Raw genomic sequence first — 13,348 nt, 5'->3', positions numbered from 1 at the left:
GATTGCGGCGGAGCGTCAGGTCATCCCGTCTGCGACTTGATGTGATCGATGACCTCACTGAACTCCGTCGTCGGCGAGAAGTCGACGTACTCACAGTCATCGAGTGGTTCCGGCACGTGACCGGGCGCCCAGTAGAACGCCTGCCCCGCCTCGTAGATCTCGTCCCCGTGTTTCGTCCGCATCTTCAGCCGCCCTTTGAACAGATAGCCCCAGTGCGGGCACGGACACAGATCATCGGGCATGCCCTTGATGGCCGGCCTCATGTCCGTGCCCTTGGGGAACCGCGCAAACGCGACGGACATGCCTCCCCGACTTCCTGCATGCGCAGCTCCACACCTCCGCCCTCGATCGCGACAGGGGTGTCGTTCCGGTTTGTCGCCACCATGACTCCTCCGTCTCCGGTCCGCTGCGGGACCTGAGAGCGGCCGAACGCCGGACCCCCTGGCTGTGCTACCCCAGGGGGGAGTTGAGAGCGAAATGGGCGCGACGGATGCTGCTGAGGCAGCCCAGGGTGCCAGGAAAGGTGCCCACTTCGCTCTCAACTCCGGGCTGGGTGAGGAGCAGAATTCCGGCCGCGAGGCCTTGCCGGTGTCGGTCGGACCTGATGTCGGCAGGTGGGAGCGTCCGAATTCTGGCTGTGTACCGCCTGCCGGGCTCACGCGTGACGGGGGTGGGCGGCCATCCCGCACTTCTGGTGGCACGGGCGGCTCCGGCCCTGCCGGGCGCGACGCGTGCGCCCGCTCGTCAACTCAGCCGGGTTTGCAGGGCCAGAAAATGGCGATGGATACAACCCCCTGATAGGGGTCGAACTCCTCTGTGGCCTCCGGAGGCATGAGAATCGAGCCCAGCGAAATCTGCCAATCGCCGGACTTGACGGCGGCGTAGAACAAGCTGCCGGAAGGATCGTCGAAGGTATCCAAGGGTCCGCGGAGCGTCCAGCCGCGTGTCTGCAGGCGTTTGACGATTGCCTCGAAAGCCGCGTGGTCAAGGAGCTTCACGGTTGGCAAGGTGGCACTCGCGGTGCAGTAGCCCTCATGCCGTTTGTGCATGGACAGCTCGCCCTCTGGCTCCGTAGCGAACCGGAGGTCGTTCTCGGCCTGCTTCAGCGACTTATCGGAGGCCTTGCTCCGGCGGCCGGCTGGGGAGGCGGGAGCCGACGCGTCCGCTTTCGCCGACCGCGCCGAGGCCGCACCAGGAGTGTCCTCGCTCCCGCTGCAACCGGTGATCGGCAACACCAGGATGGCGACAGCCACCGCCGTCAGACCGAGCCTGTGCATAGTTCCGTGCCCCTTCGAACACCGGGCCATTCATGGCCGACGGTTGACGCAGTGTGACACGTGGGTCGTTGGCCTGTACGCCGACATCGCGCCGCACCGACGAAAGGCCCCGCTTCGTGGCCCCGGATTGCTCGCGACGGTCAGCGGCGACGAGAACGAGGCGGCCCCGGGCGAGGGCGTCGACACCCCGCTGAACCCCCTGACTCCAGGAGCCCAACGGCCGTCAGATGGGCCGTACATGGTGGCTCCAAGCAGTATGCGGCTGCGCGAGCGGGCAGGGGCCGGGGGCGTAAAGGCCGGGTACGAGTACGCGGCGATGCTCAACGACTGGCAGGGCGGCCAGGATCAGGCTGGCTGCGGAGCGCCAGGTCATCCCGTCTGCGCCTTGATGTGATCGATGACCTCGCTGCAGTCGCCCCGTGGGCAGATGGCTCGAGGGGGGCGCGGACGCAGACCATCGGGTTGGCCGTCACGCCGAGAATGTCACCCCGGTGAGCTCCTCGGAGACGGTCCACAGGCGCTGTTGGGTGGCCTGGTCGTGGGAGTCGGGGCTGGAGGTGACCAGCTTCGGGTATCCCCGGATCTGCCCCCGGTTGCCGGGGCCGTAGTACTGGGCGCCGGTGACGGCCGGATCGGTGGCTGCGCGCAGGGTGGGCAGGGCGCCCATCGCGGCCTTCTGGGTGAGCAGCGGCGCGAGCCAGGTGACGGGCACGCGAAGCGCGGCGGGTGTGTTGCGGGTGAGTTCGGTGTTGGACACGCCGGGATGGGCGGCCACCGCGGTCGTGGTGCCGTGCGGTGCGAGCCGGCGCTGCAGTTCGTACGTGAACATCAGGTTGGCGAGTTTGGCCTGGCTGTAGGCGCCGATGCGGCTGTACGAGCGCTCCCACTGCAGGTCGTCGAAGTGGATGGCGGCCCGGATGCGGTGGCCGGTGCTGCTGACCGTGACGATGCGGGAGCCGGGGACGGGCAGGAGCCGGTCCAGCAGCAGGCCGGTCAGGGCGAAGTGGCCGAGGTGGTTGGTGCCGAACTGCAGCTCGAAGCCGTCGGCGGTGGTCTGCTTCGGGGTGTACATGACGCCCGCGTTGTTGATCAGAAGGTCGATGCGGGGGTGGGCGGCGCGCAGGTCGGCCGCCGCGGACCGGATCGAGTCCAGGGAGGTCAGGTCGAGGGCCTGGACGGTGACGTCGCCGGTGATGCGGGCAGCGGCCTGCTTGCCCTTCTCGATGTCGCGGACGGCCAGGACCACCGCCGCCCCGCGCTCGGCGAGCATCCGGGCGGTCTCGAAGCCCAGCCCGGTGTTGGCGCCGGTCACGATCGCCACCCGGCCGTGCTGATCAGGGATGTGCTGCTCGGTCCAGTTGCCGCTCATGTCGGACTCCTAAGAAACCATCGGTCTGTTAAGAAGGCCAACGTAAAAGACCGACGGTCTCCTGTCAAGGTACCGGTGGTCTTTAATCTGGAGTTAGGGTGAGGGCGTGACATTTCAGCGGGCGCGCAGCGAGGAGCAGCGGGAGATCCGCCGCCGGGCGATCCTGGACACGGCGGCGGCGATGCTCGACGAGATGCCCGTGGCCGAGGTGAGCCTCAACGAGCTCAGCAGGCGGGTGGGCCTGGCCAAGTCGAACGTCCTGCGGTACTTCGAGTCGCGCGAGGCGGTGCTGCTCGAACTGCTGGACGTCTTCCTGGGGGGCTGGCTCGCCGAGCTGGAGGATGAACTGGCCGCAGGCGTCGAGGCTCACGCGGCGCCGGACGTGCGGGCGGGTCAGCTGGCCGAGGTCCTCAGCCGGTCACTGGCGGAGCGGGTGGTGCTGTGCGACCTCTTCGGCGCGCAGGGCGGCGTCCTTGAGCACAACGTCTCGGTCGAGGTGGTCAAGCGGCACAAGCGTTCCTCCCTCGTGCGGCTCGCTGTCATGGACGAGCTCGTGTGCCGTCATCTGCCGGAGCTCGGCGACGGCGCGCAACTGTTCTGTCTGATGAGCCTGGTCTCGGCGGGTGCCCTGTCGGCGTACGTCCCGCCGCCGCCCAGCGTCCTTGCCGCCTACGCGGACGAGCCTGCCCTCGGTGTGCTCCACGTGGAGCTGCGTGATGCTCTGCGGGTCTCCTTCACTTCGACGCTTCTGGGCGTGCTGCCGCGCGCATGAACGGCTGTCGTTTCCTGGCGGGTGGCCCACATGTGGCGGGCAGGGAGACCGTCAGCGCAGCTTCAGTTGTTCGCGAAGCCGCTTCACGTGGGCCTGGATGTCGCGCTCGATGCCGGGCGCCTCGGCGTCGGGGCTCTGGGCGGGTTGGCGGCAGGGGCCGCACAGGCCGTCCCGGAACGCTTCGGCCTTGCCGGGCGCGCCGCACTCGGTGCACTCGACCATCAGGCGGGGCGTTGGAGTGCCCAGCGGTGCGGGTGTCGGGGCGGCGGACTGCTGGGGCGGGAGCTTGGTGATGAGGCGCTTCCTGACGAAGCCGAGGGGCGAGTCGACGGCCGCGGGCAGCCCCGCGGTGACGGTGTGGATGAGGTAGTCGGCGTCAACGCCACGTGCGAACCATGCGGCGGCCAGCTCCTCCAGCTCCCGACAGTCGTCCTCGGAGAGCCCCAGGCGCCGGTCGGCTGGGCCCAGTCGGGTCAGAGCGAGGTAGGCGAGTGACGAGCCTCCGGAGGCGGTGCCCTGCGACTTTCCGGTGCGCTGGGGCGGTACGACCGGGGCGGGGGCGGGCGCGACGGGCTTTTCGGGTGCGGCGGGGGTGGCGGGCTCGGCCGGGACCCACGGCGGTGGGGGCGTGGCCGATGCGACCACCGGTTGCGGCAGGCGGTGGGTCGCTTCGGCGGCGAGGAAGGTGTTCCACCACTCGTTGTCGCGGGCCGTCCGCGACCAGAAGGTGCGGGTGACCCAGCGGAGGTTGTCGCCGTCACCGACCGCGCACCGCGCCTGGCGCAGATGACCGGCCACGCCCAGGGCCCGCAGGGCGCTGCCGACGGCCATCTGCCCGTACAGGGGCTGGCATCTGGCGAGCGACTTGATGTTCATGGCCGCGCCCTCGGGGAGCGTGTCGACGTATCCGGCGATGTACCTCTCCCGCTCGGGCAGACACGCGAAGTCGTCGGCGCGGGGCGGGCGCTGGTCCGGGACGGAGCGCTTTCCGTAGCCGGGGCTGGCCTTCGGGCACGGGGCCGGGACTGCGGGCGTCGGCAGGGCAGGACTAAAGTTCTGGATAGCCACGAGATCGCCTTTCTGGGTTGCGATCTTGGGGTGAGACCCCGGCCGGTGCGATCAACACCGCGTCGGGGTCGTTACGTTGGGGGCACCGTAAGCAGCCGCAACGCTGTGCCGCAAGTCGGTCACAAATGGTCACACTTGCTCGCCGTTACGGGTCGGGGAGGTGGGTAGGTTTTCCCCAACCTCCTTCTTTTACCTACCGGTTGTCAGGCATCGCTCGAATCTCGAAACCCGGAACTCGACGCTCGGATCCCGAGGCCCAAGACTCGGGCCGAGCCCCCGTCACGTACCCACGAAAGAGTGAACAGGGCCTCCCGAGTCCCGAGTCCCGAACCTCGAGCCCTGAGCCCTGAGCCCTGAGAGTCCGGTCATCGGTGGCACCGTCAACGACTCGTGGCCGAAGAAGAGGGCCACCCCGCACAAGTCGTACGTCCTCCGAGGCGTACTGCGATGTGGATTCAACCTTGGGAGGCGCGGCATGGGTAGTGAGAGTAGCAGTGGATCTAATTCGGAATTTGCAATGCTTTTGTTGAGTTTTGGTGAATCTGAGGAAGGGGTGCCCGGGTCGCACTCCCTCGAAGTTCCGAAGGGGCCCATTGGGGGGCTCTATAGGTGCCTCGATCTTCTAGAGGCTGTGACCATTGGGGCGCGTGGAAGGTTTATTAAGTTCGGCACGACTGGGCTTTTTGGGAGTGTCCTTTTGGATCCGATAACTGGGCAGGTGGTGGAATCTGGACGCGGGATGGAGGGTGTGAGGATGGTCAATACCACCCTTGAGTGTTTCACCTTGTGCGTTCGCGGTGTGATGTGGGTGTATCCATTTACTGCCAGTGAATCGCATGATTGGGAGGCTGTGGCGAGCGAGGTGGAAGTTCTTGTACGTCGAATCGATCCTGAAGCTTATGAAGTCCCCGATAATCTTTGGTATGAACTTAAGTGGTCCATCCTGTCGGAAGAGTGGTCGTGAGGAGATTTTGTTGTAATGTCGAGCGACAGTGCGCTGTCGTCTGGATGGCAGTCCATCAATCCCCTTTTGTATTGGCGGAGATATGTCCAGAGATTTTGGATTCAAGTTTCACTTCCATGGCGAGGTGAACGTTCGGCGCGTCCTGGACTCTCTCGAGGGGGCTGGCTGGAAGCCTGACGATCATGGTTCTGTCAACTACCTAGTTGAGCCAGACTTCTTTGAGTGGGAGTCGATGGAATTGGCGAATGTGGCGGCCGCGTATGGGTGCCTGTCGGCTGCGCAGGAGGCAGGTCTGTCATGCGCCATTATGCTGACATGGGAAGACACGCAGATCGGCGGTTCTTTTATATTCATGCCATCCAGGGGGGAGGTTATTCTTAGTCCCCTAATTAATACCGTCCATCGTTCAGATTTTCCTATACTCATTGACTTCGAGTGGTACCTTGGGCGCCTAGCTCCAGCATTCGGTTCCGTGGGGATATCTGGATTGGAGATGTTCGATTTTGCTGATTGAATGTAGGAGCTCAGTAGGTCGGTCGCGTTCCTCGCTCCTGGCAATGAGCCTTTTCCAGCCGCGCGCTGAAGTGGTGAGGTGAAGGGCGAGTGTCGCTCGCACGAGGTTCATGCCCGCCAACTGAGAACGCTTACGCCTTGATGAGGGGCCGCCGACGTGCTGATGGACTAGCGCTCCATCGCGCGTGGCCAGCGTCAAGGGACGTAACCCAGACCCTCGCCTTGTTCGACGGCGTCCCACCCGTCGCGGGCCGCCTCGGCCGGCCCCGCCGACGTCCGAAAGCCCTGCTCGGCGACAAGGGCCATGACTCCAACGCACGCCGCTACATCATGGAGTAGACCTTCGCCCTGCTCCACCACTTCAAACGACTCGCTGCTCGATGGGAAGGCCGCACCGATCACGAGGCCCTGAGCGGCCCACCACAGCCGGCAGCCGACGACCCAGGGAATCCGCCTCGTTACCGCGGCGGCAACGGCGGCCGTCTAAGGTCCGGGGCCGTGTCGTAAGTAGGCGCCGTCGCCGGCGGGTGCGCAGCCAGTAGGTCCAAGGCAACCCGCACCGCGTCGTCCAGCACCGCGTGGCGTCCCTCCGCCCAGTCCAGCGGGGTGCGTAGCGCCTCCAGGTCCGGTTCGACGCCGTGGTTCTCCACCGACCAGCCGTACGTGTCGAACCAGGCCGCGTTCATCGGGACCGTGATCACCGTGCCGTCGCCCAGGCGGTGGCGGCCCGTCATGCCGACGACCCCGCCCCACGTGCGCTGGCCCACCACCGGGCCCAGCTTCAACAGCCGGAAGGCCGCGGTGATCATGTCGCCGTCGGAGGACGTCGCCTCGTCGGCCAGGGCGACCACGGGGCCTCGGGGGGCGTTGGAGGCGTACGAGACGGGCTGGGCGTCTCGGGTGAGGTCCCAGCCCAGGATCGTGCGGGTGAGCTTTTCGACGACCAGTTCGCTGATGTGGCCGCCCGCGTTGCCGCGTACGTCGACGATCAGGGCCGGGCGGGAGACCTCCAGGCGCAGGTCCCGGTTGAACTGGGCCCAGCCGGAGCCGCCCATGTCGGGGATGTGCAGGTAGCCGCATCGGCCGCCGCTCAGGTCCCGTACGACTTCGCGGCGTTTGGCCACCCAGTCCTGGTAGCGCAGCGGGCGTTCGTCGACCAGCGGGACGATCGCGACGCGGCGGGAGCGGCCCCCGCCCTCGGCGGGCCTGAAGGTCAGCTCGACCGTGGTGCCGCCCGCCGCGGAGAGCAGGGGGTAGGGGCCGGTGACCGGGTCGACGGGGCGGCCGTCGACGTGGGTGAGGACGGCGCCCTCGCGGATGCCCGTACCGGCCAGCGGGGAGCGGGCCTTGGAGTCCGAGGAGTCACCGGGAAGGATGCGCGCGAGGGTCCAGGCGCCCTCCCGGCACACGAAGTTGACGCCGAGCAGGCCGATCGCCCGTTGGTAGTGCGGCGGGCCCTCGTTGCGGCGGGCGGGGGAGACGTACGCGTGCGAGGTGCCCAATTCGCCGAGGACTTCGCGGAGCAGGTCGGCGAACTCGTCGGGAGTGGCGACCCGTTCGACCAGGGGGCGGTACTGGTCCAGGATCGCCGGCCAGTCGATGCCGCACATGTCCGGCTCCCAGAAATAGGAGCGGATGAGGCGGCCGGCCTCGGCGTACGCCCCTCGCCACTCCGCCGGCGGGTCGGCCTCGTGCAGGATGCGGCGCAGGTCGATGTAGACCGTGGAGTCGTTGTCGCCCGGCTCGGTCGCGGGGACGGCGCGCAGTTCGCCGTCGTCCATGACGACGAGGCGGGAGGCGTCGCCGCTGACGGCGAACCAGTCGAGGTGGTCGACGAGTTCGGTCTTCTTCGCCTTGGCGATGTTGAAGTACTCCAGGGTCGGGCGGCCCGACATGTCCGCCGGGTTGGCGAACGTCTCGCCGAGCGCGCCGGAGATCGGCCAGCGCAGCCAGACCAGTCCGCCGCCGCTGACCGGGTACAGCGCCGAGTACTTGGAGGCGGAGACCGGGAACGGCGTGACCCGGCTCTCCAGGCCCTCGAACTCGACGGAGACCGTGGAGCCTTCGGCCGTCTCCACCTCGTCGGAGTCCACCGGGTCGAGGCCGCCGGCCGCGGGCCGGCCGTCGGGGGAGAGGGCGAAGGGGGAGGGGGTCGCCGAGGAGAGCGGGACGAGGTACGGGCGGCAGCCGAGCGGGAAGGACAGGTCGCCGGTGTGCACGTCGTAGACCGGGTCGAAGCCGCGCCAGGAGAGGAAGGCGAGATAGCGGCCGTCGCCCGTGAAGACGGGGTTCTCGTCCTCGAAGCGGCCGTTGGTGACGTCGACGATCACAGGGTCGCCGGGGCCCTGGATGCGGGCCAGCTTGATCTTGCGCAGCGAGCGGCCGATGCCGGGGTGCGACCAGGTCAGCCAGGCGCCGTCCGGGGAGAACGCCAGATCGCGGACCGGGCCGTTGACGGAGCGGATCAGTTCGGTGGGCTCGCCGGTGGACGTCTCCTCGTCGGTGTCCAGGAGGAGTAGCCGGCCGTCGTGCGAGGCGATCGCGAGCCGTTCGCCGTCGGGATCGGAGATCAGTTCCTGTACCCGGCCGACGCGGCCGGAGGCGAGCCGGCGCGGTGCGCGGTCTCCGCTGGCGCGCGGCAGGGAGGCGATCTCGATCGCGTCCTCGCCCTCCGCGTCGGTGACGTACGCGACCTGGCCGCCGCTGCCGAGCATCTCCGGCAGCCGGATCCGGACACCGGGGGTGTCGGCGATGGTGCGGGCGGGCCCGTCGCGGTGGGTGAGCCAGTACAGGCTGCCGCGTACCGCGACGGCGCTGGCGCGGCCGGTCTCGTCCACGGAGAGGGAGTCGATGTTGCTGGCGGCCGGTACCTGGTAGGTCCGGCGTCCGGCGCGCGGGCCGCCGAGCCGGACCTCCAGCTTCCGGGGCACGGCATCGGGTGACTCCAGGTCGTCGACCAGCCACACCTCGCCCGCGCACTGGTAGACGACCCGCCGCCCGTCGCTGGAGGCGTGCCGGGCGTAGAACGCGTCGTGGTCCGTGTGCCGGCGCAGATCGGTGCCGTCGGGCCGGCAGGAGTAGAGGTTGCCGACGCCCTCGTGGTCGGAGAGGAACGCGATGCGGCCCCCGACGAACATCGGGGAGTCGAGGTGCCCGCCGATGTCCGGGAGCAGCCGCTCGCCGTGCAGCCACAGCCGCCCGGTCGCGCCGCCCCGGTACCGCTTCCAGGCGGCCGGCTCGTGCGGCGGCTTTCCGGTGAGCAGCAGGGTGCGGCGCTCGCCGTCGATGTCCGCGACCGCGATGTCGGAGACCGGGCCCCAGGGCAGCCGGCCGCCGGGGCTGCCGTCCGTGGGCACGCTGTAGGCCCAGGAGAAGTACGAGAACGGCTGCCGGTGCGAGGACACGGCGAGGATCTGCGCGGTGTCCCCGGGGTCGGGGGTCCAGCCGCAGACCCGGGCGTCGGTCGACCCCCAGTGGGTGAGCCGGCGGGCCGGGCCGCCGGCGACGGGCGCCAGATGGATCTCCGGGTCGAGGCTGCGCCAGGTCGTGTAGGCGATCCGGGTCCCGTCGGGGGAGAAGCGTGGATGGCTGACTCTGGTGCGGTCGACGGTCACGCGCCAGGCGCGTCCGGGCACCTCGCCCTCGGGGACGAGGGGGGCCACCCAGAGATCGTCCTCCGCGGCGAAGCAGAGCAGATCGTCGTGGAGGTGCGGGAACCGGAGATACGAGACGTCGTCACTCACCCCCCAATGCTTTCCGCGCGAGAGGGCCGCGGCAACTTGTGGTGCGGAACACAAGCGAAACGATTTCGTTTCGCTGGGCGTGAGGGGTACCGTCGATGTGTACGAAACAGTTTCGTTCGATTGACTGACGTACGGAGCACCCGAGCTCAGGGAACAGGAGGTCGACCATGGCACGCACAAGGCTCACGCCCGAGCGTGAGAGCGAGCTGTACGCCGCCGTGCTCGACCTGCTCCGCGAGGTCGGCTACGACGCCCTCACGATGGACGCCGTCGCTGCACGTACCCGTTCCAGCAAGGCCACCCTCTACCGCCAGTGGGGGAGCAAGCCCGAGCTCGTCGTCACGGCCATGCGGCACAACAAGCCCGTTTCCCTCAGCGACGTCGACACCGGCTCGCTGCGCGGTGACTTCCACGCCGTCCTGGGCCGTAGTGACGACTGTCAGATGGAGAAGGACTCCGCGCTGATGCGGGGCCTGAGCCATGCCGTCCATGAGAACCCCGATCTCCTGCAGGCCCTGCGCGAGCTGCTGATCGAACCGGAGATGACCGGTCTCGACCTGCTGTTGCGACGGGCCGTGGACCGGGGGGAAGTGCGTCCGGACAATCCGGCGCTGAAGTACCTGCCTCACATGCTGATCGGTGCGTTCGCCGCTCGGCAGCTGGTCGAGGACCGCCCGGTGGACCAGGCGTTCCTCTTCGACTACGTCGACTCCGTGATTCTCCCCGCTCTCGGAGTCTGACCCGCCGTCCCCACGGCAACCCGCACGGCCCTCTCCCCAAGCCCCACCTGACACGCCGCTCTCGTCGTCGGGCTGGTTCCTCACGCCCAAATTCCACTCAACGACCTGACCGGGAGTACGCCTCCGTGGCCACATTCCTCTACAAGCTCGGACGGCTCGCCTTCCGGCGCCGCCGCTATGTCGCCCTGATCTGGGTGGCACTGCTGGCGCTCGCCGGATTCGGCGCGGCCACCGCGTCCACCGCCACCTCCAGCTCCTTCTCGATCCCGGGTACGGAGGCGCAGAAGGCCTTCGACCTGCTGGAACAGCGCTTCCCCGCGTCCAGCGCCGACGGCGCGACCGCGCGCATCGTCTTCAAGGCTCCCGAGGGCGAGAAGATGACGGACCCGGCCAACAAGGCCGAGGTCAACAAGATCACCGCCGGGCTGAAGTCGGGCTCGGACCAGATCGCCTCGGTCGTCGACCCGTACGCCGGAAAGGCCGTCTCCAAGGACGGCTCGACCGCGTACATCTCGGTGACGTACAAGGTCAACTCGATGGAGCTGACCGACGCGACCCGGGAGGCCCTGGAGGACTCGGGTGAGGCGGCGCAGAAGAGCGGGATGACCGTGGAGATCGGCGGTGACGCGCTCCAGGTGATGCCGGAGACCGGTGCCACCGAGATCATCGGTATCGCGTTGGCCGCGGTGGTGCTCGTCATCACCTTCGGCTCGCTCATCGCGGCGGGGCTGCCGCTGCTCACCGCGCTGATCGGTGTCGGCATCGGCGTCTCGTCGATCACCGCGCTGGCCAATGTGCTGGACCTGGGCTCCACCACCTCCACCCTCGCGATGATGATCGGCCTCGCGGTCGGAATCGACTACGCGCTCTTCATCGTCTCCCGCTACCGTGCCGAGCTGGCCGAGGGCCGGGAGCGCGAGGAGGCGGCGGGCCGTGCGGTCGGCACCGCGGGTTCCGCGGTCGTCTTCGCCGGGCTCACCGTGGTCATCGCCCTGGTCGGCCTCGCCGTCGTCAACATTCCGATGCTGTCGAAGATGGGCTTCGCCGCGGCCGGCACGGTCGCTATCGCCGTCCTCATCGCCCTCACCCTCGTCCCGGCCATGCTGGGCTTCGTGGGCAAGCGGATCATGGGACGCAAGGCACGCAAGGCCGCCGAGACGGAGAACAAGCCCGACGCCAAGCCGAACATGGGCACCCGCTGGGCGCGGTTCGTGCTGCGCAAGCCGGTGTGGGTGCTGCTGGTCGGTGTGATCGGCCTGGGCACGATCGCCGTACCGGCCGCCTCGCTGGAGATGGGACTGCCGGACGACGGCTCCCAGCCCACCAGCACCACCCAGCGCCGCGCCTACGACCTGCTCTCCGAGGGCTTCGGCCCCGGCTTCAACGGCTCGCTGCTGGTCGTCGTCGACACGGCGGACAGCTCCGACGGCAAGACCGCCGCCAAGCAGGTCGGTGACGAGATCTCCGGCATGAAGGGTGTCGTCGCCGTCACCCCGGCCACCTTCAACAAGGCCGGCGACGCGGCGATGATCACCGTCGTCCCGAAGGACCGGCCGAGCTCCGTCGAGACGGAGAACGTGGTCCACGCGATCCGCGACGCGGGCAAGGACATCAAGTCCGACACCGGCGCCGAGGTGCTGGTCACCGGCGCCACCGCGATGAACATCGACTTCTCGCAGAAGATGAACGACGCGCTGCTGCCGTACCTGGCGCTCGTCGTCGGCCTCGCCTTCCTGCTGCTGATGGTGGTCTTCCGGTCGGTGCTGGTGCCGCTGAAGGCGGCGCTCGGCTTCCTGCTCTCGGTCGTCGCGGCGCTGGGTGCGGTCGTCGCGGTCTTCCAGTGGGGCTGGCTCGGCGGACTGTTCGGGGTCGAGCAGACCGGTCCGATCATGTCGATGATGCCGATCTTCATGGTGGGTGTCGTCTTCGGTCTCGCGATGGACTACGAGGTCTTCCTCGTCACCCGGATGCGTGAGGCGTATGTCCACGGCGAGAAGCCCGGCCAGGCCATCGTCACCGGCTTCAAGCACGGGGCCCGGGTCGTCACGGCCGCGGCCGTGATCATGATGGCGGTCTTCTCCGGATTCATCGGTTCCAGCGAGTCGATGATCAAGATGATCGGCTTCTCGCTCGCCATCGCCGTCTTCTTCGACGCGTTCGTCGTCCGCATGGCCATCGTGCCCGCGGTCCTCGCGCTGCTCGGGAAGCGTGCCTGGTGGCTGCCGCGCTGGCTGGACCGGGTGCTGCCCAACGTCGACGTCGAGGGTGAGGGCCTGCGCAAGGAGCTCGCCACCACCTCCGGCGACGGCGATGCGGGCGACGCCGGTCCGGACGCGGGCGGAGAGCGTGAGCTGAGCCGCGTCTGAACCGGTCACCGAGCCGCTGACCTCCGGGGCCGCGTCTGAGCGGAACGCGGCCCCGGAAGCACTGGTTACCTGTGGGGACGGGGGACCGGGGCGACGAGAGCCCCCGTGCACACGTGCACGGGGGCTCTCGGCATGCGGTGGATCAGGCGCGCGCGGTCTCGGTCCTGGAGGCCTTGCTGTGCGTGCGTCGCAGGAAGCGGATCAGCGGCGCGCTGTCGAACTGCACCACCTCGACGCCGCCCACCGTATGGCGTTCGACCACCAGCTGGGCCCGGCCGCACGGCCAGATCCGGAGGCTGTCGCTCTCGACGGGGGAGCGCAGCCCGCGCTCCAGCAGATCGCGGTCGACGGCCCACTCCGTGCCGCCGGGAAAGGCGACCAGGATGGTGTCGGGGGTGTCGGAGGTGCCGTATCGCAGCTCGACCGGGACCACGGGCAGGTCGCGGGCGTCGGTGACGAGCCGGGCTCGGGCGTGTTCTTTGATCACGGGGGACATGGGCCGGCTCCTCCTGTGTAAAAGTATTCGTCCTCTAATG

Annotated in this window: 10 protein-coding genes; 4 read left to right on the top strand and 6 right to left on the bottom strand. The window is 68.4% G+C overall.

Translation table 11 applies throughout. The features are described from left to right. Window positions 1–20: 20 nt before the first annotated feature. The 3 genes from SH922_RS16305 to SH922_RS16295 all read right to left on the bottom strand — a co-directional run bounded on the left by SH922_RS16305 (window position 21) and on the right by SH922_RS16295 (window position 2,646). A complete protein-coding gene (locus tag SH922_RS16305) occupies window positions 21–302 on the bottom strand; it encodes a hypothetical protein (protein ID WP_393058683.1) in 282 nt (93 codons plus the stop codon). 447 nt (window positions 303–749) lie between these two features. Further along, complete coding sequence (locus SH922_RS16300) at window positions 750–1,277, bottom strand: hypothetical protein (protein WP_393058682.1); 528 nt, start codon at window positions 1,275–1,277, stop codon at window positions 750–752. Between the two features lie 469 nt (window positions 1,278–1,746). Then, a complete protein-coding gene (locus SH922_RS16295; RefSeq protein ID WP_393058681.1) occupies window positions 1,747–2,646 on the bottom strand; it encodes an SDR family NAD(P)-dependent oxidoreductase in 900 nt (299 codons plus the stop codon). 106 nt (window positions 2,647–2,752) lie between these two features. Here SH922_RS16295 and SH922_RS16290 point away from each other — a divergent pair, with 106 nt between their 5' ends. After that, window positions 2,753–3,418 carry a TetR/AcrR family transcriptional regulator gene (locus tag SH922_RS16290; RefSeq protein WP_393058680.1) on the top strand — a complete coding sequence of 222 codons (666 nt, stop codon included), beginning with the start codon at window positions 2,753–2,755 and terminating at the stop codon, window positions 3,416–3,418. 51 nt (window positions 3,419–3,469) lie between these two features. Here the strand turns inward: SH922_RS16290 and SH922_RS16285 are convergent, their stop codons facing one another. Next, a complete protein-coding gene (locus tag SH922_RS16285; protein WP_393058679.1) occupies window positions 3,470–4,486 on the bottom strand; it encodes a MarR family transcriptional regulator in 1,017 nt (338 codons plus the stop codon). 475 nt (window positions 4,487–4,961) lie between these two features. Between SH922_RS16285 and SH922_RS16280 the strand changes: the two genes are divergently transcribed. Next, window positions 4,962–5,450, top strand: a complete 489-nt coding sequence (locus SH922_RS16280; protein WP_393058678.1) for an SUKH-4 family immunity protein — start codon at window positions 4,962–4,964, stop codon at window positions 5,448–5,450. A 971-nt stretch (window positions 5,451–6,421) separates the two neighbouring features. Here the strand turns inward: SH922_RS16280 and SH922_RS16275 are convergent. After that, complete coding sequence (locus SH922_RS16275) at window positions 6,422–9,706, bottom strand: S41 family peptidase (RefSeq protein WP_393058677.1); 3,285 nt, start codon at window positions 9,704–9,706, stop codon at window positions 6,422–6,424. Between the two features lie 167 nt (window positions 9,707–9,873). On the opposite strand from SH922_RS16275, the gene SH922_RS16270 reads away from it, so the two are divergent. Both SH922_RS16270 and SH922_RS16265 read left to right on the top strand, forming a co-directional pair. Beyond that, entirely contained in the window at window positions 9,874–10,446 is a 573-nt protein-coding gene (locus SH922_RS16270) for a TetR/AcrR family transcriptional regulator (protein WP_385278912.1), read from the top strand. A 125-nt stretch (window positions 10,447–10,571) separates the two neighbouring features. Beyond that, entirely contained in the window at window positions 10,572–12,812 is a 2,241-nt protein-coding gene (locus SH922_RS16265) for an MMPL family transporter (RefSeq protein WP_393058676.1), read from the top strand. Between the two features lie 142 nt (window positions 12,813–12,954). Here SH922_RS16265 and SH922_RS16260 read toward each other — a convergent pair whose 3' ends face one another. Next, window positions 12,955–13,308: an SsgA family sporulation/cell division regulator gene (locus tag SH922_RS16260; RefSeq protein ID WP_393058675.1), complete on the bottom strand. Its 354-nt coding sequence runs from the start codon at window positions 13,306–13,308 to the stop codon at window positions 12,955–12,957. Window positions 13,309–13,348 lie beyond the last annotated feature (40 nt).

Origin of the sequence: Streptomyces sp. LN549 (genome assembly GCF_043203805.1) — a bacterium.
In the GTDB taxonomy this organism is placed as follows: domain Bacteria; phylum Actinomycetota; class Actinomycetes; order Streptomycetales; family Streptomycetaceae; genus Streptomyces.
This window is presented reverse-complemented; position numbering and strand designations above follow the sequence as displayed.